The following is a 24216-nucleotide window of genomic DNA, read 5'->3' on the forward strand; positions in this document are numbered from 1 at the left end:
GCCGGGCGCCCTGTGGGGCACCCTGGAGGCGGCCGGCCCCGCCGCGTCACCAGTCCCCGTCCGCCACCGGCTTTCCCTTCGCGTCGCCCAGGGGTGTGATCTGGCCCGGGGTCGGGGGCTGCCACGGGTCGTGGTCGTCGCCGAGCCAGTCGCCGACCGGGTGTACCGCCGACAGTTCGTCCGCCGGGGCCACGTCCGTCCCGTCCTCGTCGTAGTAGTCGAACCACGGGAGTCCCGCCGCCGTGTACGCCGCCCGGTCCACCGGGGACGGCGGGGGTGCCTCGCCCGTGATGCGGCGCCATTCCGGGGGTGTCACCAGGTGGACGAAGACCCGCGCGCCCGGCTCCGTCGCCCAGTCGGCCGCCGGGCGGTCGTCGCGGTAGATCTCCTGCCGCATCGCACCGCCCACGCCCAGCCCCATCGCCGCGGCCCGGCGCTTGGGCGCCCCCGAGGACCCGGGCGCCGCGCCAGGGGCGGACATCATCGCCATCGGCGCCGGCGGCGGTCCGCCGAAGGCTCCCGCCGCCGCGCGCGACGCTCGCGCCAGTCGGCGCTGGTCCGCCCGCCACTGCTCCAGCTTCGACGGGTTCAGCGGGAACGACTGCAACTGGATGCCGCCCCACACCTCCTCGCCCGTCACCTGGCCCTCCACCGTCGCCCCCAGCCCGAGCGGCACCGCCACGAACTGGCGTACGGTCCCCTTGCCCGAGTTGATGCCGTCGAGCCACGGCTGGCGCGGCAGCACCACGTAGTTCTGCGGGTCCCGGTCCAGCCGGCCGCTCCACGGCCGGCCCGAGACCGCGCACACCTTGCCGATCCCGACCTGGAGCGCGGCCGGCTCCGTGGAGCCGCCGAAGGCCAGCCACATCGCCTCGCGCAGATACACCGGCAGCAGCACCCCGCCGCGCGCCCGCCACTCGGGCGGGACGGTGTCCGCGTAGTCCTCCACGCGCCGGACCGGGAACTCCCCGAGCCCCGGCGGCAGCGCGTGCGTGCCCTTCTCGGGCAGCCGCAGCGTGCGCATGAAACGCACCTGCAATCCGCCCGGCAGCCGCAGCGTGTTCCCGTCGATCCGAACGGTGCCGGTGCCGGAGTCTTCGGCGTTGTCGTTGTCGGTGTCGGTCATGTGCCGTCCCCCTGTCCGCTTCTCTCCCCAGTCAACGTCGTCAGGGGGCCCGCCGGTTCCGGCCGCGGCGGGGCAGCGGGATGCGCTCGCGCAGCCGGGCCGGGCGGGCGGCGCCGAGGCCGTCCCGCAGCCGGGTCAGCCAGCGGGTGCGCTCCCGCTGCTCGCGCGTGCACCGGTCCAGCTCCTCCAGCAGCCGGCGCGAGCGGTGCTCGGTGTCCATCTCGTCCAGGATCCGGTTGACCTCGGTCAGCACCGCCCCCTGCAACTGCCACTGGCTGGGGTCGCGCTGCACCTCCTCCAGCATCAGCCGGGCCAGCCGGTCGCGGGTCGCGCCCGCGGTGGCCAGCTCGTTGGTGAGACGCTCCTCCGCCGATTCCGCGCTGCGGCTGACGTGCGTGGTGACCAGCACCGCATAGCTGACGACGGCGTCGGCGACCTGGGAGAACAGCTCCTCCACGACCGACCCGATCCCGGGCCGGAACAGCGGTCCGGGATCGCGTTCCTTGGCCAGGTCGGTGAACGAACGCGCCAGCACCCGCAGCACCACCGTGCAGATCTCCAGCGTGTCGAGGCCGGTGCGCAGCACCACCCGGTGCAGCAGCCCCTCGCGCACCCGCGGGTTGAGCTTCAGGCTCTCCTCGGCCTGCCGCAGCGACGCGTCCACCCCGACGATGTCGTGGTCCAGGCGCCGCGCCTCGTGCAGCCGGGCCGCGGCCCGCTCCACCGGCGTACGGCCGGCCGCCTCCTCGCCCATGCGGAGCATCAGCTGACGCATCGAGCGGGCCAGTTCCTCGATCGACTGCCCGGCGGTGCCCACCCACACGGGCGGCGCGAACAGCAGGTTGGTGGCCATGCCGACCACCGCCCCGATCAGCGTGTCCAGCACCCGGAGCCAGGCGGTGGAGCCCACCTGGGTGACGCCGAGGACGAGCATGGCGCTGATCGCCACCTCGACCACGAACTCCTCGACCCGCACCAGTTGCCCGACCCCCAGCGCGGCCAGGATCAGCAGGGCCAGGCTCCACCAGGTCAGCCCCACCAGGACGCTGAACCCGATGGCCACGACCACCCCGGCCACCACCGCGTTGACCCGCCGGATGCCGGTCGTCAGCGTCGAGTAGAGGGTGACCTGGACGACCAGCAGGGCGGTCAGGGGTGCGGTGAGCGGCAGGTGTTCGGGACTCAGCCGGAGGGCGACGACATACGCGACCGTCGCCGCCGCCGTCGAACGCACCGACTGCACGATCACCGGATCGCGGTGCCACTTCGCCACCCGGCCGGTGACCGCGGCCCAGGCCTCACGTACGTCTTGCATCCCTGGACCATTTCCCCGTCATCGGCTCATCGAACGCATTCGCCCCTCTGCTCACCTGCGTGCCCGGGCGCGTGCGCTCAGACGCCCAGCTTGTCGAGGAACCCCGAGAGGTTGTCCACCGTGCGGGCGATCTGCTCCTCCACCGTCAGGCTCTCCTGGAAGCGGCCGCCGCTCTCCGGGACCTTCTTGCCGCGTACGTAGAGCGAGCAGGCCAGGTCGGTGCACATGTACAGGCCGACCGAGTTGCCCTCGCGGCCGGCCGCGCCCGCCTTGCGCGCGGTCATCAGGGAGACACCGCTGCCCGGGTGCGTGGTCAGGCAGAGCGAGCACATGCTGCGGTGCAGGAAGCCGCGCTGCGCGGAGGGGAAGCGCAGGGTGACGCCGACGAGCCGGCCGTCGCGCTCGGTGACCAGATAACTGCGGTCGGGCGCGCCCGGGTCGCGCCAGCCGAGGAAGTCGAGCGCGTCCCAGGGGCGCTCACCGAGGTCCCGGGGCACGGAGAGCCGCTGCGCCTCGCCTTTCGAACAGTTGACGAACGAGGTGCGGATGTCCCGCTCGGTGAGGGGTCGCATGGCATGCTCCTGAAGGGTGTGTGTGAATACCTAGGGTCCCTAGGTTTCCAGGTTTGCCCCTACGGTAGGAAGCGAGACCCCGCGAGCGCCAGGGGTTTTCCCCTCCGTACGCCCCAAGCATCACCGCACCCCCCGCATCCCCCCGCGCCCACCGCGTCCCGGGAACGCCAAAGGACTCTCCGCGCGTCCTCGCGTCGGAGAGTCCTCGGGGCACTCTGCCGAACCCCAGGGCGCACGAGTAGCCCGTCCCGTGCGCCTCATGCGTCCCGGCGGCAACGCCCCACCCGCGTGGCGCAGCGCGGCACCCCGGCCGCGCCACGCCCAGCGGTGCCGGCCCGCGTGCTACGCCGCGCTCTGCCCGAGCCGCCCGTGCGCGCGGATCAGGTCCGCGTAGTGGTGCCCGCTGCCCTTGATGGTGCGGCGCTGCGTCGCGTAGTCGACGTGGACGAGGCCGAACCGCTTGTCGTAGCCGTACGCCCACTCGAAGTTGTCGAGCAGCGACCAGGCGAAGTACCCGGCCAGCGGCACGCCCTTGCGGACGGCGGAGGCGCACGCCGCCAGGTGCTGGTCGAGGTAGGCGATGCGCTCGGGGTCGTCGACCGTGCCGTCGGGGCGTACGACGTCGGGGTAGCAGGAGCCGTTCTCCGTGACGTACAGCTTCCGGGCGCCGTAGTCCTCGGTGAGGCGCAGCAGCAGCCGTTCGATGCCGTTCGCGTCGACCTCCCAGTCCATGCCGGTGCGCGGCAGCCCCGGCTGCCGTACCGCGCGGGCGCGCGGTGCCGGTCCCGTGGGGTCGTCCTCGATGGCGGACGGGAAGTAGTAGTTCAGGCCCAGCCAGTCCAGCGGCTCGGCCATCGCCGCGAGGTCGCCCGCCCGCTCGGGCAGGTCGACGCCGTACACCTCGCGCATGTCCGCGGGGAACCCGCGGCCGTGCACCGGGTCAAGCCACCAGCGGTTGGAGTGGCCGTCCATGCGCCGGGTGGCCGCCACGTCCTCGGGCCGGTCGGTGGCGGGCTCGACGTAGGACAGGTTGTTGACGAACCCGATCCGCGCGTCCGGGACCGCCGCGCGCACGGCGCGGACGGCGAGCCCGTGGCCGAGGAGCAGATGGTACGAGGCGCGCACGGCGGCCGGGAGGTCGGTCAGCCCCGGCGCCATCTTGCCCTCCAGATGGCCGATCCAGGCCGAGCACAGCGGCTCGTTCAGGGTGGTCCACATCTTGACGCGGTCCCCGAGCCGCTCGGCGACGACACCGGCGTACGAGGCGAACGCGAGCGCGGTGTCGCGCTCCGGCCAGCCGCCCCGGTCCTGGAGCACCTGCGGCAGGTCCCAGTGGTAGAGGGTGACGGAGGGAGTGATGCCGGCCGCGAGCAGCGCGTCGATCAGCCGGTCGTAGAAGTCGAGCCCCTTGGCGTTGACAGCGCCCGTGCCGCCCGGCACCACGCGCGGCCAGGCCACCGACAGCCGGTAGGCGTTGGTGCCCAGCCGGCGCATCAGCTCGACGTCCTCCTCCCAGCGGTGGTAGTGGTCGCAGGCCACGTCGCCGTGGTCCCCGCCTGCGACCTTGCCGGGGGTGTGCGAGTAGGTGTCCCAGATGGAGGGCGAGCGGCCGTCCTCGGCGGCGGCCCCCTCGATCTGGTACGCCGCGGTGGCCGTGCCCCACAGGAAGTCGCGGGGGAAGGCGCCGAGGTCGATGGTCACGGGGGTCCTTTCGGGGATCCGGTTCAAAGCGGTGCCGGGTGCGGTCACTTGACGGCTCCCGCCGTCAGGCCGGCCACCAGGTACCGCTGGAGCAGCAGGAATCCGGCGACCACGGGCACGCTCACCACGAGCGAGGCGGCCATGATCTGGTTCCAGTACACGTCGTACTGCGTGGAGTAGCCCTGGAGTCCGACGGCGAGCGTGCGGGTGGTGTCGTTGGTCATCACGGAGGCGAACAGCACCTCGCCCCACGCGGTCATGAAGGCGTAGACGGCGACCGCGACGATGCCGGGGATCGCCGCCGGCACGACGACGCGGAACAGCGCGCCGAGCGGGCCGCAGCCGTCGACCAGGGCCGCCTCGTCCAGATCGCGCGGCACCGAGTCGAAGTAGCCGATCAGCATCCAGATCGAGAACGGCAGCGAGAAGGTGAGATACGTCAGGATCAGCCCGCCGCGCGAGCCGAACAGCGCGATGCCGGTGGCGTTGCCGATGTTGACGTAGAGCAGGAACAGCGGCAGCAGGAAGAGGATGCCGGGGAACATCTGCGTGGACAGCACGGTCACCGTGAAGACCCGCTTGCCGCGGAAGCTGTACCGGCTCACCGCGTACGCGGCGAACACCGCGATGACCACCGAGCAGACGGTCGCCGCGCCCGCCACGATCAGCGAGTTCATGAAGTACTTCGCGAGCGGCACCGTCGACCAGATGTCGATGTACGGACGGATCGTCAGCTCGCTGGGCAGCCAGTGGAACGTGCCGGTGACGTCCGCGAGCGGCTTCAGCGAACTGGAGACCATCACGTACACCGGCACCAGGACGAAGCCGGTGAGCAGGGTGAGGAAGATCCGCCGGAGCCACAGGAAGGTGCGCGGCGGCGCCATGGGGGAGCGGGGCACCCGCGCGGTGCGTACGGTCTCGGACATGTGTACGGTCTCAGACATCGGCCGTCTCCTTACGGCGGCGGGATGCGGTGCGGGCACCGCCGCCGCGCTCGCGCGAGGTCAGCGCCAGATAGACGCCCGTCACCACCAGCAGGAAGAGCAGCAGCAGGACCGACATCGCCGAGCCGGTGCCGAAGTTCCAGGTGACGAAGGACGCCTGGTAGATGTGGACCGAGATGAGGTCCGCGGCCTGCGGGGCGCCCTTGCCGAACAGCACGAACGGCGTGTTGAAGTCGTTGAACGTCCACAGGAACAGCACCAGCACGAGCACCTGGTTGACCGGGCGCAGCGAGGGCAGCGTGATCCGGCGGATCTGCTGGAGCATCCCGGCGCCGTCCAGCGCGGCGGCCTCGTACAGCTCCTTGGGGATGTTCTGGAGCCCGGCCATCACGATGAGGAAGGCGAACGGCCAGCCCTTCCACACCGACACCGTCAGCAGCGCGACGAAGCTGTTGTCGCCGATGAGCCAGAAGGAGGGCTTGTCGGTGAGATGGAGCTGGTCGTGCAGGACGTGGTTCACCAGGCCGTTGTCGTGCTGGAACATGAACACCCAGGTGATGACGGCCGCGTAGACCGGCAGCGCGTACGGCACCAGGAACAGGGCGCGCAGCAGACCGCGGCCGCGGAAGGTGTCCTGCATGCAGATCGCGGCGACCGTGCCGATCAGCCAGCACAGGCCGACCGACAGCAGGGTGAACGCGACCGTGATGAGGAAGGAGTGGAGCAGCGCCTCGCCGACCGGCGCGTCGAAGTCCACCGACACCTTGTAGTTGTCGAAGCCGGACCAGGGCGCGGTGCCCCAGTCGCGGATGTAGAACTGGGTGAGCTCCTTGAAGCTCATCACGACACCGATCACCATCGGTATCAGATGGACCAGGAGTTCGAGGATCAGGGCGGGCAGCAGGAGCAGATAGGGCAGGGTGACGCGGCGGAGCCGCCCGGTGCGGCGGCGGGGGCCGCGTGCCGCACCGGGCGGGTCCTTGCGCACCGCCGGCTCCCGGGCCGGGGCGGTGGTGGTCATGCGGCTCACTTCTTGGGCATCTGCTGCTGGGCCTTCTCGAGCTTCGCCTTCACCGACGCGGTGGTCACCGACCGGCCGCCGGCGGCGTCGGCGAACAGTTCCTTGACGGCCGTGCCGACCGTCGTCTCGAACTGCGACTCGTCGGCGACCTGCGGCAGCGCGGCGGCGCTGGTGCCGAGGGTGGTCTTGAGGACGGCGGTGGCGCCGGAGTTGAACGCCGGGTCCGACTGCGCCGCCTTCACCGGCGGGATCGAGCTGTAGGCCTTGTTGAGCGTCTTCTGCTCGGCGTCGCTGGTCATGAACTTCACGAACTTCGTGGCGCCGTCGAGGTTGTCGGTGTTCTTGAAGACGGCCATGTTGATGCCGGCGACCATCGAGTTGACCTGGGTGCCGGTGCCGGGGGTGCCGGACTGCACGGGCACCGGGGCGATGCCGTAGGCGTCGTCGGCCATGCCCTGTGACTTGAGGTTGGAGGCGGCCGACTGCCACAGCAGCATCGCCGTCTTGCCCTTGGCGAAGTCGCTCACCGACTGGTTCTGCGCGTACTCGGCGTTGCCCGCCGGGATCGCCTTGTCCTTCGCCATCAGGTCGACGTACTGCTTGACCGCCGCGACGGCCTTGTCATTGGTGAAGTCGGGCTTGCCGTCCGCGGTGAAGAAGTCGGCGCCGTGCTGCTTGGCGAAGACGAAGACGTGGTGGATGTTCTCGGAGAGGTTGGAGCCCTCGGCGCCCAGCGGGTTCTTGCCCTTGGCCCTGATCTTCTTGCCGTCGGCGACCAGCTCGGCCCATGTGGCGGGCGGCTCGGAGATGCCCGCGTCGGCGAAGATCTGCTTGTTGTAGTAGAGCGCGTACGACATCGAGTACAGCGGGACCGCGGCCGGGTCCTTGCCCTCGGCGCCGGTCGAGCCGAGCGCGGAGTCGACGAAGCGGTCCTTGCCGCCGATCTTCTCGAAGTTCTTCGCGTCCCACGGCAGCAGCGCCCCGGTGGCCTGGAGCGAGGCGCTCCAGGTGTTGCCGATGTTCAGCACGTCCGGGCCCTGGCCCGAGGTGGCGGCGGTCAGGATCCGGTTGAGCAGGTCCGACCAGGGCACGACCTCCAGCTTGACCTTGATGCCGGTCTGCTTCTCGAACTTGTCCAGCTCGGGCTGGAGGACCTTCTTGTCCACCTGGATGCTGGCGCCCTGGTTGGAGGCCCAGTACGTGAGCGTCTTCGGCGAGTCGTTGGACCCGCCGCTCGTCGACGAGCCGCCGCCGCACGCGGTCACGGCGGTCAGCAGGGAGACGGTGACCGCGGCGGCGGCCGCGACTCGGGTTCTGCGCATGGCTCAGGCGTCCCTTTCCTCAGGGCGAGCGCGAGGGCGGGTTCGGGAAACGGAAGGAGCGGGCCCGTCCAGGCCCGGGCCCGTTCACTTCCCGAACGTCCCTCATGGCTTAACTTAGAGCGTGAGTTAAGACCTCATGGAAAGTCGCGTCAAGATGTCGCGCAGAGGTATCTTGCGTCAAGGGGCAGGCCGGGAGGGAGCCACATGGCGGGGCGGAACGGGCGGACGGTGCGTGACCTGCGGCGCGGCAATCGCGCCGAGGTACTGCAACGGTTGTATTTCGACGGCCCGATGAGCCGCTTCGAACTGGGACCGGTGACCGGGCTCAGCTCCGGCTCGGTCAGCAACGTGGTGGCCGAACTGGTGGCCGACGGACTGGTCGAGGAGGCCGGCTCGGTCGACTCCGACGGCGGCCGGCCGCGCACCCTGCTGCGGGTGGCGCCGACCGCCGGACACATGATCGGCGTCGACGTCGGCGAGACCCGGGTCCGGGTCGAGCTGTTCGACCTCGCCCTCACCGAACTCGCCCGCACCGAACGCCCCCTGGAGCACCAGCGCTACGACGTCGACGTCGTCGTCGGCCACATCCGCGACGGCATCGCCGAGGTGCTGGCCACCGCGGGGCTCGCCCCCGAGCGGCTGCTCGGCGTCGGCATCGGCGTCCCCGGCATCGTCGCCCGCGAGGGCGAACAGGGCGCCGTCGTGCACGGCCAGACCATCGGCTGGGACGCCGTCCCGCTGGAGGCCCGGCTGCGCTCCGCCTGCCTGCTGCCCGACTCCGTGCCCTACTTCGCCGACAACGGCGCCCGCACCCTCGGCCAGGCCGAGATGTGGTTCGGCGCCGGCCGCGGCGCCCGCAACGCGGTCGTCGTCCTCTTCGGCTCCGGCGTCGGCGCCTGCCTCGTCACCGACGACGTGACCGGCGGCCGCGCGGTGGAGTACGGGCACCTGACCGTACGGGTGCGGGGGCGCCGGTGCCGGTGCGGGGCGCTGGGCTGCCTGGAGGCGTACGCGGGCGCGGAGGCGCTGCTCGCGCGGTGGCGGGAGGCCGGGGGACAGGTGCCCGAGGGCGCCGACGAGGAGACCGCGCTGACCGCGCTGCTCGCGGCGGCCTACCCGGAGGAGGGCGAGGCCGACCCGGTGGCGTCGGCGGTCCTCGAGGAGACGGCGGAGTACCTCGGCGCCGGCCTCTCCGACCTGATCAACCTCTTCCGCCCCGAACGCATCCTGATCGGCGGCTGGGCGGGCCTCCAGCTCGGCGCCCGCTTCCTGCCCGCGGTCCGCCGCCACGCGGTGGCGTACTCGCTGCGCTACCCCGCGGAACGGGTCGCGATCGAACTGGGCCGGCTGGGCCCGGACGCGGTGACGGTGGGCGCGGCGATCCTGCCGCTGGCCGACTTCTTCGCGGCCGGGGGACGCCGGGCGGGCGCCGGTCCCGACGCCGCCCCGCGCCGCGCCCCGGCGTGGCGCGAGGCGCTGCGGGACCGGGCGTCGGGGAGGTAGGTCTTCCGGCCGGCCGCCCCCTCCCGCCCAGAAGCGGTCGGGGGCGGCACCAGGGGCGTGGTCAGCCCGCCGGGGCGAGGGACGCGAGGGACCCCGGGTAGAGGTATTCCTCCGGCGGGACGGTGGTGCCGTGCGCCCACGCCTGGAAGAAGCCGGTGAGGTCCTTGCCGGAGACCTTCCGGGCCAGCGCCTCGAACTGCGGCCAGGACGCGTTGCCGTAGCGGTGGTCGCGCTGCCAGCGCTCGAGGGTGCCGAAGAACGCGTCGTCGCCGACCGTGCGGCGCAAGGCGTGCAGCATCATGGACCCCTTGTCGTACAGGGCGTTGTCCAGTTCACGGCCCTGGCCGGGGTCGTACAGTCTCGTCGCCCAGAACTCGGGGTCCGCCTTGTTCTCCTCCACCATGTCGGCGTAGAAGCCCTTGTCCAGGTCGGCGCCGTGCTTCCCCTCGTCCCACAGCTGGCCGGCGTACTGGGCGAAGCACTCGGCCAGGCAGCCGTCGCGCCAGTCGCTGAAGGAGACGCTGTTCCCGAACCACTGATGGGCGTTCTCATGGACCATGGAGGCGTCGAAGAAGCTCCCGTGGTACGTCGGCCGGCTCTGCGTCTCCAGGGCGATCGGGCCCTCGCCGTCGTCGCCGCTGATGACGATCGCCCCGGCCGAGGAGAAGGGGTACGGGCCGAACTTCGAGGCCAGGAAGTCGATGATCTCCGGCAGCTGTGCCTCCGCCTCGGGGTCGATGCGCGCCCCGGGGCTGTAGGCGTTGATGACGGGAGTGCCGTCGGAGAGCTTCGAGGTGCGCATCGTGAACTTGTCGACGGCGAATGTGCTGAGGTACGTGGCCATCGGCCGGTCCTCGTACCAGCGGAACGTGGTCGTGCCCGGGCCGGTGGTGGTGGCGCCCGGCCGTCCGTTGCCGACCACCGTCCAGCCGGTGGGGACCGTGGCCGTGAGCCGGAAGGCGGCCTTGTCCGAGGGGTGGTCGTCGGCCGGGTACCAGGCGGTGGCGGAGTGCGGCTCCCCCGACACGTCCACGCCGCCGTCGGCGAGGGCGTGCCAGCCCTCGCCGACCGGTTCGCCCGCGTAGCGGACGCGTACGGAGAACCGTGTGTTCTTCGTGAGCGGCCGGGCCGGGGTGATGACGAGTTCGTGCGCGCCCTCCCGGGAGACGGCGCGGGCGGGTGTGCCGTCCACGGTGACATCGGTGACCGTGAAGCCCTCCAGATCGAGGTGCAGCCGGTCCAGATCCTCGGTCGCGACGGCCTCCACGGTGGTGTCGCCCTCCAGGTAATGGGGGCGGGCCGGGTCGTAGGTGACGTGGACGTCGTACCGCGAGACGTCGTAGCCGGAGTTCCCGTCGTCGGGGAAGTAGGGGTCACCGGCGCCGCCCGTGCCGGAGGCGCCGGCGGCGGGGACTGCGGTGAACACGATTCCGGCGGCCACGGTCGTGGCCAGGGCGGTGGCGCGGCGGCGATGCCGGTGGACAGGCATGCGTCTGCTCCTTCATTCGGGATGCGGGCGAAGTGCGCGCGAAGTGTTCGGCGGAGGTGCCGGAAGGCCGTCCCGGCCTCAGCGGTGTGCGGCGAGCTGCCAGACCGTGGTGAGAAGGGCGTTGGTGCTGGTGGTCTCGACCCCCGGGTCCACGTTCTCCACGCGGTCGCACGCCTCGTGCGTGCAGTCGTCGATTCCCGTGGCGAAACCGCCCACCGGGATACCCGCGTCGCCGAACGACACATGGTCGCTGCCGCCGATGCCGATGGCGGTCGTGGGCAGGTTCCGGGCCGCGAAGTAGCTCTTGAACGCCTGGGCCGCCGCGGGGTCGTCCTCGACGACGAGCCAGGACCGGTTGTCCTTGGTGCCGGCCATGTCCACGTTCAGGTAGACGTCGATCCGGTCGCGTTCGGCGGCGGACAGATCCTTCACATAGGCGCTGGATCCCACCATTCCGGCCTCTTCGGCGCCCCACCAGGCGAACCGCAGATGACGGTCGGGCTTCAGCCCCGACCTGGACACTTCGAGGGCGGTGGTGAGCAGGGCCGCGGAGCCGGAGCCGTTGTCGTTGATGCCGGGGCCGTTCTCCGTGCTGTCGAGGTGTGCTCCGGCGAAGACGATGTGCCCGGGGTCGCCGCCGGGCCAGTCCGCGATCAGGTTGTAGCCGGTGGCGCCGTCGTGGGTGAAGCGGTGCAGGGTGGTGCGGAATCCGGCCTTGTCCAGCGCGGCCTTCACATAGGTGACGGAGTCGCGGTAACCCCGGGTGCCGTGGGCGCGGTTGCCTCCCGCGTGGTCCGCGATCCCCTGGAGGGCGGTGAGGTGCGGCATGACCTGGTCCGCGGTGACGACGGGAGGGGCGAGGTCCGCGGCGGGCGCGGCCGCGGCGGCCGGAGCGGCCACGAGGGTGGCGCACAGGCCGAGGACCGCGGTCACCGCGTGGCGGCGGGCCAAAGTGCGACGGCCGGCCGAACGGCGGGCCGGTGTGCTGATCGGGTGCATCGGTGCGAGTCCTCCGGGAGGGTCGGGGGCGGGAGAGCGAGGGCCGGGCCGGAGGGCGGTGGGCCCGGCGGCCCGGCACGGGAACTCGTCGACGCGGCGATCGGCGTTGTCCTGAGCCCGGCTGGAGAGACGAGACCGCGGCGACGTCAGTTGTAAAGAGGACGCAAAGCCGCGTGTGCCGGAAGACGGTCCGACGCCCCGGCTCCCCGACAGGGTGGGCGCCCGCCCGGGCGGCGCACCGTTCCCCGCGCGTTTCGGCCGGGGCCGCCCGGGTACTTGCGCGTCGCTCCTTCGGGCCGCCGCGCCCGCGGGAGGGAAAGGGAGGACGACGACGTGACCGAGCACCGCCTCGAAGGGCCCGGAGAGAACGGCGATCCCGTCCCGCGCGACCTGCCCGACCAGCAGGCCGGCGAGGGCGAGGACCCCTGGGAGGCCGCCCCCGCGACCGCCCGCCGCAAGGCGGAGGAGACGGAGGAGACGGACGGCACCGACGACACCGGCACCGACGACACCGCCCCCGACGACACCACCGGCCCCGAGGACGAGCCCACCCCCGACGAGCCCACCGCCTGACGCCGAGCGGAGAAGCGGGAGATCCTTCATGCGCATACCGGACCGGCTCCGCGACTGGCCCGTCTACCGTCAGCTCACCGGCGCCGCCGGCGACCGCTCGGGTCGCGGCGGCGCCGCCAAGTCCGCCCCCACCGCGCACCTCCGCCCCCGCACCGACACCGCCGAACGCGTGGTGAAGTCGATCTGCCCGTACTGCGCCGTCGGCTGCGGCCAGGAGGTGTACGTCAAGGACGGGAAGGTCGTCCAGATCGAGGGCGACCCCGACTCGCCCGTCAGCCGCGGCCGGCTCTGCCCCAAGGGCTCCGCCACCCTCCAGCTCACCACCGGCCCCGCCCGCGAGCACCAGGTCCTCTACCGCCGCCCGCACGGCACCGACTGGGAGACCCTCGACCTGGACACCGCGATGGACATGGTCGCCGAACGGGTCGTCAACACCCGCCGCGAGACCTGGGAGTGGGAGAAGGACGGCGCGCGCACCGCCCGCACGATGGGCATCGCCAGCCTCGGCGGCGCGACGCTGGACAACGAGGAGAACTACCTCATCAAGAAGCTGCTGACCGGACTCGGCGTCGTCCAGGTGGAGAACCAGGCCCGCGTCTGCCACAGCGCCACCGTCGCCGGCCTCGGCACCTCCTTCGGGCGCGGCGGCGCCACCACCTTCATGCAGGACCTCCAGCACTCCGACTGCATCGTCATCCAGGGCTCCAACTACGCCGAGGCCCACCCCGTCGGCTTCCAGTGGGTGATGGAGGCCAAGGCGCGCGGCGCCCGGATCATCCACGTCGACCCCCGCTACACCCGCACCAGCGCGCTCGCCGACCTGCACGTCCCGCTGCGCGCCGGCACCGACATCGCCTTCCTCGGCGGGATCATCAACCACGTCCTCACCGAGGAGAAGGACTTCCGGGAGTACGTCCTCAACTACACCAACGCGGCCACCCTCGTCAGTGAGGACTTCCGCGACACCGAGGACCTCGACGGCGTCTTCTCCGGGCTCGACGAGGACGGCCACACCTACGACCCGCACAGCTGGAGTTACGAGGGCACCGAGGTCCAGCAGCCCACCGGCGACCCCGACGAGCAGTACGACGAGCGGGTGGGCGGCTTCGGCGGCTCCGAGACCCACGGCTCCGGCGGCGCCAGGACCGGCCCCGACGCCCCCGCCGACCGCACCCTGCGACACCCGCGCTGCGTCTACCAGGTGCTCAAGCGGCACTACGCCCGCTACACCCCCGAACTCGTCGAGGAGATCTGCGGCGTCCCCAAGGAGACCTTCCTGGAGGTCTGCGAGGCGCTCACCGCCAACTCCGGCCCCGACCGCACCAGCGCGTTCTGCTACGCCGTCGGCTGGACCCAGCACACCGTCGGCTCCCAGTACATCCGCGCCGCGAGCGTCCTCCAGCTGCTGCTCGGCAACATCGGCCGCCCCGGCGGCGGCATCCAGGCACTGCGCGGCCACGCCAGCATCCAGGGCTCCAGCGACATCCCCACGCTGTACAACCTGCTCCCCGGCTATCTGCCGATGCCGCACGCGCACGCCCACGAGACCCTCGACGACTTCATCACGGCCAGCCGCACCAAGAAGGGCTTCTGGGCGGAGATGCGGTCGTACTTCGTCAGCCTGCTCAAGTCGTACTACGGCGACGCGGCCACCCCCGAGAACGACTTCTGCTTCGACCACCTGCCCCGCCTGACCGGCGACCACTCGACGTACCAGACGGTCGCCGCCCAGCTCGACGGCACCTGCAAGGGCTACTTCCTGATGGGCGAGAACCCGGCCGTCGGCTCCGCCAACACCCGGCTGCAACGGCTCGGCATGGCCAACCTGGAGTGGCTCGTCGTCCGCGACTTCTCCCTCATCGAGTCCGCCACCTGGTGGAAGGACGGCCCCGAGATCGAGACCGGCGAACTGCGCACCGAGGACATCGGCACCGAGGTGTTCTTCTTCCCCGCCGCCTCGCACACCGAGAAGTCCGGCTCCTTCACCAACACCAACCGCTGGGTGCAGTGGCACTACGCCGCCGTCGAACCCGAGGGCGACGCGCGCAGCGACCTGTGGTTCATGTACCACCTGGGCCGCCGCATCCGCGAGAAGCTGGCCGGCTCCACCGACCCGATGGACCGCCCCGTCCTCGACCTGGCCTGGGACTACCCGGTCACCGGCCCGCTCGACGAACCCGTCGCCGACGCGGTCCTCGCCGAGATCAACGGCCACGGCCCGGACGGAAGCCCGCTGAGCGCGTACACCGAGCTCAAGGACGACGGCTCCACCCGCTGCGGCTGCTGGATCTACTGCGGCGTCTACGCGGACGGCGTCAACCAGGCCGCCCGCAAGAAACCCCACACCGAACAGGACTGGGTGGCCGCCGAGTGGGCCTGGGCCTGGCCCGCCAACCGCCGCATCCTCTACAACCGCGCCTCCGCCGCCCCCGACGGCACGCCCTGGAGCGCGCGCAAGAGCTATGTGTGGTGGGACGCCGAGGCCGGCAGGTGGACCGGCCACGACGTGCCCGACTTCGTCCCCGACCTCGCCCCGGACCGCGTCCCCGACGACGACGCCGAGGGCGTGGCGGCCCTGCGCGGCGACGACCCGTTCATCATGCAGGCCGACGGCAAGGGCTGGCTGTTCACCCCGGCCGGACTGGAGGACGGGCCGCTGCCCACCCACTACGAGCCGCAGGACTCGCCCTTCCCCAACGCCCTGTACCCCTCCACCCCTCGTTCGCCCGTCCGCCAGGTGCTCGCCCGCGAGGGCAACCGCTACCACCCGAGCGGCGACGATCCGGGCGCCGACGTCTTCCCGTACGTCGTCACCACCCACCGGCTCACCGAGCACTTCACGGCGGGCGGCATGAGCCGCTGGTCGGAGTATCTCTCCGAACTCCAGCCGGAGTTCTTCTGCGAGATCTCCCCGCAGCTCGCCGCCGAACGCGGCCTCGAACACGGCGGCTGGGCCACCCTCATCACCGCCCGCAACGCCGTCGAGGCCAGGGTGATGGTCACCGAGCGGATGCGCCCGCTGCGCGTGCAGGGCCGTACCGTCCACCAGATCGGACTGCCCTTCCACTGGGGACCCAACGGCGTGGCGACCGGCGACGCGGCCAACGAACTGGTCGCCATCTCCCTCGACCCCAACGCCCACATCCAGGAGGACAAGGCGCTCACCGCCGACATCCGCCCGGGCCGCCGGCCGCGCGGCCCCGACCTGCCGAAACTGGTCGCCGAGTACCGGCGGCGCGCGGGCATCACCGAGCGGACCGGGACGGAGGTCAGGAAATGACGGACGTGAGCGAGCCGGTGGGCACCCCGAGCACCCTCGCGAGCGGGGGACGCGGGGTGCCGGACGGCATGGACCCGGACTCCGGGCAGGAACGCGTCGGCTTCTTCACCGACACCTCCGTGTGCATCGGCTGCAAGGCGTGCGAGGTGGCGTGCAAGGAGTGGAACGCCATCCCCGAGGACGGCATGACCCTCACCGGCATGTCGTACGACAACACCGGCGCCCTCGGCGCCTCCACCTGGCGCCACGTGGCCTTCGTCGAACAGACCCGGCCCGCACCCGAGGGACGCACCCAACTGCCGCTGGTCGACGGGCAGTCGGGGGACACCCAGCCGCAAGGCGCGGGCGTCCCCGGGGGCGCCACCGCGCAGGAGACCGTGGAGGGCGGCAGCGGCGGCGACATCCGCTGGCTGATGTCCTCCGACGTGTGCAAGCACTGCACCCACGCCGCCTGCCTCGACGTCTGCCCCACCGGCGCGCTGTTCCGCACCGAGTTCGGCACCGTCGTCGTCCAGGAGGACGTCTGCAACGGCTGCGGCTACTGCGTGCCCGCCTGCCCGTACGGCGTCATCGAGCAACGCCCGGACGACGGGCGGGCGTTCAAGTGCACCCTGTGCTACGACCGCCTCGGCGCCGGCCAGGAACCCGCCTGCGCCAAGGCCTGCCCCACCGACTCCATCCAGTTCGGCCCGCTCGACGAACTGCGGCAGAGGGCCGCGCTCCGCGTCGACCAGCTGCACGAGGCCGGCGTCACCGAGGCCCGGCTCTACGGCGAGGACCCGGACGACGGGGTCGGCGGCGACGGCGCCTTCTTCCTGCTCCTCGACGAGCCCGAGGTGTACGGGCTGCCGCCGGACCCCGTCGTCACCACGCGGGACCTGCCGGCGATGTGGAAGCACGCGGGGGCGGCGGCGCTGTCCCTGCTGGGCGCGTGCGGCGCGGCCTTCGCGGCGTCCGCGGTGACCGGAAAGCTCGGGAAGGGACGACGATGACCAGCGCGGACAGCTCCCTGCCCAAGCGGGCGGAGGACGGCGGACGGCACGGCAGGCACCGGCGCGGCGGACGCCGCAGGGGCGAGCAGCTCATGGTGCCGAAGGCCGAGTTCGAGTCGTACTACGGCCGCCCCGTCATCAAGGCGCCCTCCTGGGAGGCGCGCGACATCGCCGGGTACTTCTTCCTCGGCGGGCTCGCCGGGGGCGGCTCGGTGCTCGCCGCGGGGGCCCACCTCACCGGGCGGACGACCACGGCCAGGGCCCTGAAGGTCTCCTCGCTCGCCGCCGTCTCGCTGTCGGCGGCGGCCCTCGTGCACGACCTGGGCGTGCCGAGCCGCTTCTACAACATGCTGCGCGTCGCCAAGCCGACGTCCCCGATGAGCGTGGGGTCCTGGCTGCTGGCGGCGTACGGACCGGCGGCGGGGGCGGCCGCGGCGAGTGCGGTGACCGGGGTACTGCCGGGGGTGGGCGCCGCCGCGACCGGCGCCGCCGCGCTGCTCGGGCCCGCCGTCGCCTCGTACACCGGGGTGCTCGCCGCCGACACGGCCGTGCCGGCGTGGCACGGCGCGTACCGGGAGCTGCCGTACCTGTTCGCGGCGTCGGCGACGGCCGCGTCGGCGGGGATGGCCCTTGTCGTCGGGCCCGTGCGGGAGAACGCGCCGGCGCGGTGGGCGGCGGGGGTCGCGGCCCTTGCCGACGTGGGCGTCTCGCAGGCCGCGGAGCGGCGGCTGGGCATGGTCGCGGAGACGTGGCGGGAGGGGCGGGCGGGGGTGCTGCTGAAGACGGCGAAGGCGTTGACGGTGGGCGGGGCGGTCACGGCGGCCGTGCTCGGCCGCCGGTCGCGGGTCGCCGCGGTGGCGGCGGGCGCGGCGCTGCTCGCCGGCTCCGCGTGCACCCGGTTCGGCGTCTTCGCGGCGGGGACGGCGTCCGCGGAGGACCCGAAGTACACGGTGGTGCCGCAGCGGGAGCGGCTGGCGGCCGGGGCGGAGGGCTGAACGGCCATTTCCCTCGCCCCCGCCGCCCCTACCCGTCCCGTCCCTTCAAGGGGCTCCGCCCCTTGGACCCCGGAGAGCTCGGGTGGGTGGGGTCGTGTGGGGAGTGCGGGTGCGATGTGGCTGATCGCGCAGTTCCCCGCGCCCCCAAAAGCAGGGGCCGCGCCCCGTCAGGGGCGCGGGGAACTGCGCGAGAAGTCCCCACCCGCCCGCACCCGCCCACGCACCCCGTCCACCCGAGTTCTCCCGCGCTCCTCCCCACCCAGCCCCTGCTTCCCCATCCCCCCGGGTCAAGGGACGGGACGGGTAGGGGCGGCGGGGGCGAAGGAAAATCGCCCCCCGCGCGCGTCACCCCACCTTGCGCCCCCGCAGGGGTTCCGTCGGCGCGCCGGCGCCCTCGCGGAAGCCCTGGAGGAACTCCTCCAGGACCTCCGTCGCCGGCTTCGTCGGGCGCCAGCCCAGGACTTCGTGTGCCCGGGCGCAGTCCATCAGCGGCAGCCTCAGCACCGCGTCGAACAGATGCGGCGACGCCGGCAGCAGCCGCAGCCCCCACGCCGCGGCCACCGCCGTCCGCGCCGCCGTCCGCGGCAACCGCACCTGCCGCCGCACCCCCAGCATCTCCCCGAGCACCTCCGCGTCCACCGCCGGCTCCGCCGCGAGATTGAACGCCCCCCGTACGTCCCCCCGCACCGCCAGCCGGTACGCCGCCGCCGCGTCGTCCGTGTGCAGCGCCTGCACCCGCAGCCCCGGCACGTCCGGCAGGAACGGCAGCACCTCCGGCCTCGCCAGCGGCCCCGGCAGGAACTTCCCGCCGAAGATCCGCCGCTGCTCGCTCGCCGACTCCCGCTTGAACAGGAACGCCGGCCGCATCCGCACCACCCGCACCTCCGGGTGCCGGTACTCGAACGCGTCCAGCGTCCGCTCCAGATACGCCTTCTCCCGGGTGTACGCGGCGTCCGGCCAGCCGTGCGTGGGCCAGGACTCGTCCACCGCCCGGTCCTTCGGCCCCGGCGAGTACGCGCCGACGGACGAGGCGTGCACCAGGGCCGGCACCCCGGCCGCCGCCACCGCCTCGAAGACCCGGATGCTGCCCAGCACGTTGGTCCGCCAGGTGGTCGCCGGGTCGTGCGTCGGCTGGAACGCCCACGCCAGATGCACGACCGCGTCCGCGCCCTGGAACTCCCGTACGAGATCGGTCTGTTCGGAGGCGAGGTCCACCGCGGACCACCGCGTCCCCGGCGGCCGCTCCGCGGGGAGCCGGCGCGCGAGGCCGGTGACCGACGCGATGTCCGGGTCCTCGGCGAGGAGGCGCATCACACTCGTGCCCACATTGCCGGTGGCGCCCGTGACGACGACCCTGCTGCCCACTGCGCTGCTCACCGTCGGCTCCTCTCGGTGCGGCCAGGACCGGCCGCCCGGGTACCCGGCGGACGGCACCCGTACCGTCCGGACCGTTCAGACGGTGCTACGCCCCCCGAACGCGTCCACGCCCGTCAGCTCCGCCGACAGCTCCCACAGCCGGGCCGCCTGCTCCGGGTCGCTCGCCCACTCCTTCACGCCCCTGCGGGCGCCGTCCGCCGGGGCGGGCTCGGCGATGTCGCAGTCCTCCAGGTACACCCCGCCCCGGTCGGCGAGCAGCGGCGAGGTCGCGGCCCACACCTGGGTGGCCGCACCCTGCTCCGGGGTCTTGAACCCGGCCGGGTTCAGCGGCCTGCCCTCCGCGTCGATCCAGCCGCGCTCGACCATCTCCTCCTTCGGCAGATGCCGCTGCAACGGGGTGAGGATGCCGCCCGGGTGCAGCGAGTACGCCCGTACGCCGCTGTCCCGGCCGAGCCGGTCGAGGTGGACGGCGAACAGCGCGTTCGCGGTCTTCGCCTGGCCGTACGCCTGCCACTTGTCGTAACCGGTGCGCCAGTGCGGGTCCTCCCAGCGGATCGGGGAGGCGTGGTGGCCGGTCGAGGAGACGGAGACGACCCGCGCCCCGCCCGGCTCCAGCGCCGGCCACAGCCGGTTGACGAGGGCGAAGTGGCCCAGGTGGTTGGTGGCGAACTGCGCCTCCCAGCCCGGGCCGACCCGGGTCTCGGGGCAGGCCATCACGGCGGCGCTGTCGATGACGAGGTCGAGGGTGCGGCCGGTGGCGAGGAACCGCTCGGCGAAGCCGCGCACGCTGTCCAGGTCGCCGAGGTCGAGCGCGTCGACCTCGACGCCGTCGATCCCGGTGAGCGCCTCGGCGGCGGCGGCCGGCCGCCGGGCCGGCACGACCACCCGGGCGCCCGCCTTCGCCAGCGCCCGGGTGGTCTCCAGGCCGAGCCCGGAGTAGCCGCCGGTCACGAGGGCCAGCTTTCCCGTCAGGTCGATGCCGCGCAGGACGTCGTCCGCTGTGCTCGTCGCGCCGAAACCGGATCCGATGCCGTGCTGTGCTGTGGTCATGCGAGCACGCTACGGATTGGAGAGCGCTCGAAGTCAAGCGCGGGCGCGGCGGGCGTCACCCCGTCGGCTCCGCCCGCTTCCGCCCGAGCGGGCCGTTGCCCTCCTCCAGCGAGGTGAGCAGGTGCACCGGGTCCCGGTAGACCGTGTCCGCCCCCGCGTCCTCCAGCGACGCGCGCGGGATGCCGCCGCACAGGACGCCCACGCACGTCACCCCGGCACGGGTGCCGGCCCGCATGTCCCACACCGTGTCGCCGACGAAGACGGCCCGCTCGGGCGGGATGCCGACGAGGTCGAGCGCGTGCCGGACGGGTTCCGGGGCGGGTTTGCCCGCCTCGACGTCGTCGGCGCTCGCCGTCGCGCGGATCGCGTCGTCGGCGTCGATCGCCCTGCGCAGGGCGGAGAGTTCCGCGCCGCCGGCGGAGGTGGCCAGTACGACGGTCCAGCCGGCCGCGTCCAGGGCCTTCAGGAGGCGGCCGGCGTCCTCGAAGGCGGGGAGGCGGTCGAAGTACGTGCCGTACAGCGCCTTGTGGGCGGCGCTGAGTGCCTCCACCTCGTCGTCCTCCAGGTTGTCGCCGAGGAGGTGGGTGATCAGGTCGGTGGAGCCCAGGCCGACGGAGCGGTGGATGGCGTGCATGGACACGGGGTGGCCGGCCTGGCGGAAGGCCTCCCACCAGGTGGTGACGTGCAGGTGGTTGGTGTCGACGAGGGTTCCGTCGACGTCGAACACGGCGGCGCGCTCCATCGGTGCTCCTTCTGTGTGGCGTGGAGGACGGGTACCACGTGGGGTGGCGGATCACGCCGGGGGCGGGTACGGCAAGTTTCCGCGCGCCCCTGATAGGGGCGCGGGGAACTGCGCAATCTTTTCGGGGGTCCGGGGGCGCAGCCCCCGGGGGACGGGAATGGGTAGGGGCGGCGGGGGCGAAGGAAGCTACGTACCCGCGCCCGTCCACCGCAGCAACCGGTCCACGCCCCACGTCGTGATCACGCGGTCCGGCGGAACGCCGCATTCCTCGGCCCGGGCGCAGCCGTACCCCTGCCAGTCCAGCTGCCCCGGCGCATGCGCGTCCGTGTCCACCGCGAACAGCGCCCCCGCCTCCACCGCCCGCCGCACCAACCGCCGCGGCGGATCCAGCCGCTCCGGCCGGCTGTTGATCTCCACCGCCGTCCCGGCCTCCGCACACGCCGCGAACACCTCCTCCGCGTCGAACGCGGACTCCGGCCGCCTCTTCCCGGTCACCAGCCGCCCCGTACAGTGCCCGAGCACGTCCGCGTGCGGATTGCGGACGGCCGCCACCATCCGCCGGGTCATCGCCCGCGCCTCCATCCGCAGCTTGGAGTGGACGGACACGACGACCACGTCGAGCCGCGCCAGCAGCTCCGGCTCCTGGTCGAGCGAACCGTCGTCGAGGATGTCGCACTCGATCCCGGTCAGCAGCCGGAACGGCGCCCACCGCTCGTTCAGCCCGGCCACCACGTCCAGCTGCTCGCGCAGCCGGTCCGGGGACAGGCCCCGGGCCACCGTCAGCCGGGGGGAGTGGTCGGTGAGGGCCGCCCATTCGTGGCCCAGCCGGGCCGCCGTCCGGCCCATCTCCTCGATCGGGCTGCCGCCGTCCGACCAGTCGGAGTGCAGATGGCAGTCGCCGCGCAGCCGCGCCCGCAGCTCCTCCCCGCCCCGTACCAGCGGCTCGCCGGCCGTCGCCTCCAGCTTCTCCAGATAGCCCGGTGTGCCGCCGTCCAGCGCCTCGCGCACCACCTGCGCGGTCTTCGGGCCGATGCCCTTGAGCCGTTCGAGGGACCCGGTCCGGGCGCGCTCGGCCACGTCGTCCGGGGACAGCGGGGCCAGGACGGCGACCGCGGTCCGGAACGCGCGGACGCGGTAGGTCGGTGCCTGGTCCCGCTCCAGCAGGAACGCGATCCGGTCCAGTGCCTCCAGCGGGTCCATCGTGCCTCCTCGGCCGCCCCTGAGGTTTCTCCGCCCCCTTTCGTCGGGAGTGCCCCGCCGCACGGCGCTCACCCCTGCCGGACCCCGGTTTGCCCGTACCCCGACCGGGTACTGCGATGACTCCGAGCAAGCATCGCGGCATCGCGAAGGAGGCCCCATGACCGTGCCCGACCCGTCCCCGGCCGTACCGGCGGGCCGCGTGGCCGTCGTCACCGGTTCGGACTCGGGGATCGGCCGCGCCACCGCCGTGCGTCTCGCCGAGGCGGGACTCGACGTCGGCATCACCTGGCACACCGACGAGGAGGGCGCCGAGCGCACCGCCGAGGAGGTCCGCGCGCACGGCCGCCGTGCCGAGGTGGCCCGGCTCGACCTGACCCGGCTGCCGGACGCCGCCGGGGTCGTCGACGAGCTCGCCGGGCGGCTGGGCCGGATCGACGTCCTCGTCAACAACGCGGGCACCGGCACCGCCACCCCCTTCCTCGACCTCGCCCTCGACGACATCCGCGAGGTCCTTGAGGTGGACCTGCTCGGCCCGTTCCTGTGCGGGCAGCGGGCCGCCCGGCGGATGATCGCGCAGGGCGACGGCGGCCGAATCGTCAACGTCACCTCCGTGCACGAACACGCGCCCCGCGTGGGCGCCGCGCCGTACTGCGCCGCCAAGGGCGGCCTCGGCCTGCTCACCCAGGTCATGGCGCTGGAACTGGCCGAGCACGGCATCACCGTCAACGCGGTGGCGCCCGGCGAGATCGCCACCCCCATGACCGGCCAGGAGGACACCGACCCGGCCACCGAGCGACGGCCCGGCATCCCGCTCGGCCGGCCCGGCGACGCCCGTGAGATCGCCGCCGTGATCGCCTTCCTCGCGAGCCCCGACGCCTCCTACGTCACCGGCTCCTCCTGGGCCGCCGACGGCGGGATGCTGCGGATGGGCCCGATGGCCGGCTCGCATCTGACCGGCGACGACTGGCGCCGGCCCTGAGCCCCGCGCGCACCACCGTGAGACTGCGCACCAGCTCCTGCGACGGCCCCGGCTACCGCCGCGTCCGCTGCGGCCGCGGCTTCCACTACCTGGACGCCCATGGCGAGCGCCTCACCGACGCCGACGCCCTCGCCCGCATCCGCGCCCTGGTGATCCCGCCGGCCTGGCGCGAGGTGTGGATCTGCCCGTGGCCCAACGGCCATCTCCAGGCGGTCGGCACCGACGACGCCGGGCGCCGCCAATACCTGTACCACGAGGAGTTCCGGGCCCGGCAGGACGAGGCCAAGCACGCGCATGTGCGCGAGGTCGCCCGCGCGCTGCCCGACCTGCGCGCCCGCGTCCGCGCCGACCTCGACGATCGCGGACTGACCCGCCCCCGGGTCACCGCCTGCGCCGTCCGCCTGCTCGACCTCGGCTTCTTCCGTATCGGCAGCGACAGCCACACCCGGGAGAACCACACCTACGGCCTCACCACCATGCTCCGCGAGCACGTCACCTGCGGCCGCGGCGAGATCGCCTTCAACTTCCCCGCCAAGTCCGGGGTGCGGATGGTGCGGGCACTGGTCGACGAGGACGCCGAGAAGGTCGTACGGGCGCTGCTGCGCCGGCCGCGCGGCGGGGACAGGCTGCTCGCGTACTACGAGGGCCGGGCCTGGCACGAGCTGCACGGCTCCGATCTGAACGAGGCGCTGCGACGGCTGTCCGGTACCGACATCACCGCCAAGGACTTCCGCACCTGGCACGCGACCGTCCTGGCCGCGGTCGCCGTCTCCGTGACCGCCGAGGCGGGCCGCGGCTCCAAGGCGGCCCGCAAGCGGCAGACGGCCCGGGCGGTGAAGGAGGTCAGCCGCTACCTCGGCAACACCCCGGCCGTGTGCCGGTCCTCCTACATCGACCCCCGGGTCTTCGAGGCGTTCGAACAGGGGCACACCATCGCGCCCGCGCTCAGCCGGCTGGGCGAGCACGGCGACTTCGGGCGGCCCGCCACGCAGGGGGCGGTGGAGGCGGCCGTGCTGGAACTGCTCGACGGCTGAAC

The 24216-nt window shown here is 72.9% G+C and carries 20 protein-coding genes; 7 read left to right on the forward strand and 13 right to left on the reverse strand.

Going from position 1 to position 24216, the window contains the following annotated elements:
- Positions 1 to 46: 46 nt before the first annotated feature.
- The 7 genes from IO29_RS22035 to IO29_RS22065 all read right to left on the reverse strand — a co-directional run bounded on the left by IO29_RS22035 (position 47) and on the right by IO29_RS22065 (position 8001).
- The gene (locus tag IO29_RS22035; RefSeq protein WP_051707428.1) at positions 47 to 1126 is read right to left on the reverse strand and encodes a hypothetical protein; all 1080 of its coding nucleotides are present in this window, start codon (positions 1124 to 1126) and stop codon (positions 47 to 49) included.
- 40 nt (positions 1127 to 1166) lie between these two features.
- Positions 1167 to 2441, reverse strand: coding sequence for an FUSC family protein (locus IO29_RS22040; RefSeq protein WP_030382974.1), 1275 nt, complete (start codon positions 2439 to 2441; stop codon positions 1167 to 1169).
- Positions 2442 to 2518: 77 nt separating this feature from the next.
- Positions 2519 to 3013, reverse strand: coding sequence for an FBP domain-containing protein (locus tag IO29_RS22045; RefSeq protein ID WP_030382975.1), 495 nt, complete (start codon positions 3011 to 3013; stop codon positions 2519 to 2521).
- Positions 3014 to 3355: 342 nt separating this feature from the next.
- The gene (locus IO29_RS22050) at positions 3356 to 4714 is read right to left on the reverse strand and encodes a GH1 family beta-glucosidase (RefSeq protein WP_030382976.1); all 1359 of its coding nucleotides are present in this window, start codon (positions 4712 to 4714) and stop codon (positions 3356 to 3358) included.
- Positions 4715 to 4758: 44 nt separating this feature from the next.
- Positions 4759 to 5598: a carbohydrate ABC transporter permease gene (locus IO29_RS22055; protein ID WP_030382977.1), complete on the reverse strand. Its 840-nt coding sequence runs from the start codon at positions 5596 to 5598 to the stop codon at positions 4759 to 4761.
- Positions 5599 to 5650: 52 nt separating this feature from the next.
- Positions 5651 to 6679: a carbohydrate ABC transporter permease gene (locus IO29_RS22060; protein WP_030382978.1), complete on the reverse strand. Its 1029-nt coding sequence runs from the start codon at positions 6677 to 6679 to the stop codon at positions 5651 to 5653.
- Between the two features lie 5 nt (positions 6680 to 6684).
- On the reverse strand, positions 6685 to 8001 hold the full coding sequence (locus IO29_RS22065; RefSeq protein WP_030382979.1) for an ABC transporter substrate-binding protein: 1317 nt from the start codon (positions 7999 to 8001) through the stop codon (positions 6685 to 6687).
- 204 nt (positions 8002 to 8205) lie between these two features.
- On the opposite strand from IO29_RS22065, the gene IO29_RS22070 reads away from it, so the two are divergent.
- The gene (locus IO29_RS22070) at positions 8206 to 9504 is read left to right on the forward strand and encodes an ROK family transcriptional regulator (protein WP_030382980.1); all 1299 of its coding nucleotides are present in this window, start codon (positions 8206 to 8208) and stop codon (positions 9502 to 9504) included.
- Between the two features lie 61 nt (positions 9505 to 9565).
- Here the strand turns inward: IO29_RS22070 and IO29_RS22075 are convergent, their stop codons facing one another.
- Positions 9566 to 10993, reverse strand: coding sequence for a M1 family metallopeptidase (locus tag IO29_RS22075; protein WP_051707429.1), 1428 nt, complete (start codon positions 10991 to 10993; stop codon positions 9566 to 9568).
- 78 nt (positions 10994 to 11071) lie between these two features.
- Positions 11072 to 11992: a M20/M25/M40 family metallo-hydrolase gene (locus tag IO29_RS22080; RefSeq protein WP_051707430.1), complete on the reverse strand. Its 921-nt coding sequence runs from the start codon at positions 11990 to 11992 to the stop codon at positions 11072 to 11074.
- Between the two features lie 333 nt (positions 11993 to 12325).
- Here IO29_RS22080 and IO29_RS22085 point away from each other — a divergent pair, with 333 nt between their 5' ends.
- The 4 genes from IO29_RS22085 to nrfD all read left to right on the forward strand — a co-directional run bounded on the left by IO29_RS22085 (position 12326) and on the right by nrfD (position 17832).
- Positions 12326 to 12565 (forward strand): hypothetical protein, encoded by a 240-nt coding sequence (locus tag IO29_RS22085; protein WP_030382983.1) that lies wholly within the window; start codon positions 12326 to 12328, stop codon positions 12563 to 12565.
- Positions 12566 to 12593: 28 nt separating this feature from the next.
- Positions 12594 to 15845 carry a formate dehydrogenase gene (gene fdh, locus IO29_RS22090; protein WP_030382984.1) on the forward strand — a complete coding sequence of 1084 codons (3252 nt, stop codon included), beginning with the start codon at positions 12594 to 12596 and terminating at the stop codon, positions 15843 to 15845.
- Positions 15846 to 15913: 68 nt separating this feature from the next.
- A complete protein-coding gene (locus tag IO29_RS22095; protein ID WP_051707441.1) occupies positions 15914 to 16837 on the forward strand; it encodes a 4Fe-4S dicluster domain-containing protein in 924 nt (307 codons plus the stop codon).
- Positions 16834 to 17832 carry an NrfD/PsrC family molybdoenzyme membrane anchor subunit gene (nrfD, locus tag IO29_RS22100; protein WP_199806914.1) on the forward strand — a complete coding sequence of 333 codons (999 nt, stop codon included), beginning with the start codon at positions 16834 to 16836 and terminating at the stop codon, positions 17830 to 17832. The genes IO29_RS22095 and nrfD overlap by 4 nt, the downstream gene beginning before the upstream one ends.
- 345 nt (positions 17833 to 18177) lie before the next feature.
- Here the strand turns inward: nrfD and IO29_RS22105 are convergent, their stop codons facing one another.
- The 4 genes from IO29_RS22105 to IO29_RS22120 form a co-directional block, all read right to left on the reverse strand.
- Positions 18178 to 19209: an SDR family oxidoreductase gene (locus tag IO29_RS22105; RefSeq protein WP_030381440.1), complete on the reverse strand. Its 1032-nt coding sequence runs from the start codon at positions 19207 to 19209 to the stop codon at positions 18178 to 18180.
- Between the two features lie 75 nt (positions 19210 to 19284).
- The gene (locus tag IO29_RS22110; protein WP_030381441.1) at positions 19285 to 20259 is read right to left on the reverse strand and encodes an SDR family NAD(P)-dependent oxidoreductase; all 975 of its coding nucleotides are present in this window, start codon (positions 20257 to 20259) and stop codon (positions 19285 to 19287) included.
- 55 nt (positions 20260 to 20314) lie between these two features.
- Positions 20315 to 21001, reverse strand: coding sequence for an HAD family hydrolase (locus IO29_RS22115; RefSeq protein WP_030381442.1), 687 nt, complete (start codon positions 20999 to 21001; stop codon positions 20315 to 20317).
- 186 nt (positions 21002 to 21187) lie between these two features.
- Entirely contained in the window at positions 21188 to 22201 is a 1014-nt protein-coding gene (locus tag IO29_RS22120) for a PHP domain-containing protein (RefSeq protein WP_030381443.1), read from the reverse strand.
- A gap of 157 nt (positions 22202 to 22358) precedes the next feature.
- On the opposite strand from IO29_RS22120, the gene IO29_RS22125 reads away from it, so the two are divergent.
- Together IO29_RS22125 and IO29_RS22130 are read left to right on the forward strand one after the other, a co-directional pair.
- Positions 22359 to 23180 (forward strand): SDR family oxidoreductase, encoded by an 822-nt coding sequence (locus tag IO29_RS22125; protein WP_051707431.1) that lies wholly within the window; start codon positions 22359 to 22361, stop codon positions 23178 to 23180.
- A gap of 17 nt (positions 23181 to 23197) precedes the next feature.
- Positions 23198 to 24214: a DNA topoisomerase IB gene (locus IO29_RS22130; RefSeq protein WP_030381445.1), complete on the forward strand. Its 1017-nt coding sequence runs from the start codon at positions 23198 to 23200 to the stop codon at positions 24212 to 24214.
- The last annotated feature ends 2 nt before the right edge of the window (positions 24215 to 24216 follow it).

The sequence above is a fragment of the Streptomyces sp. NRRL F-6676 genome (assembly GCF_000725625.1).
Taxonomy (GTDB): Bacteria; Actinomycetota; Actinomycetes; order Streptomycetales; family Streptomycetaceae; genus Streptomyces.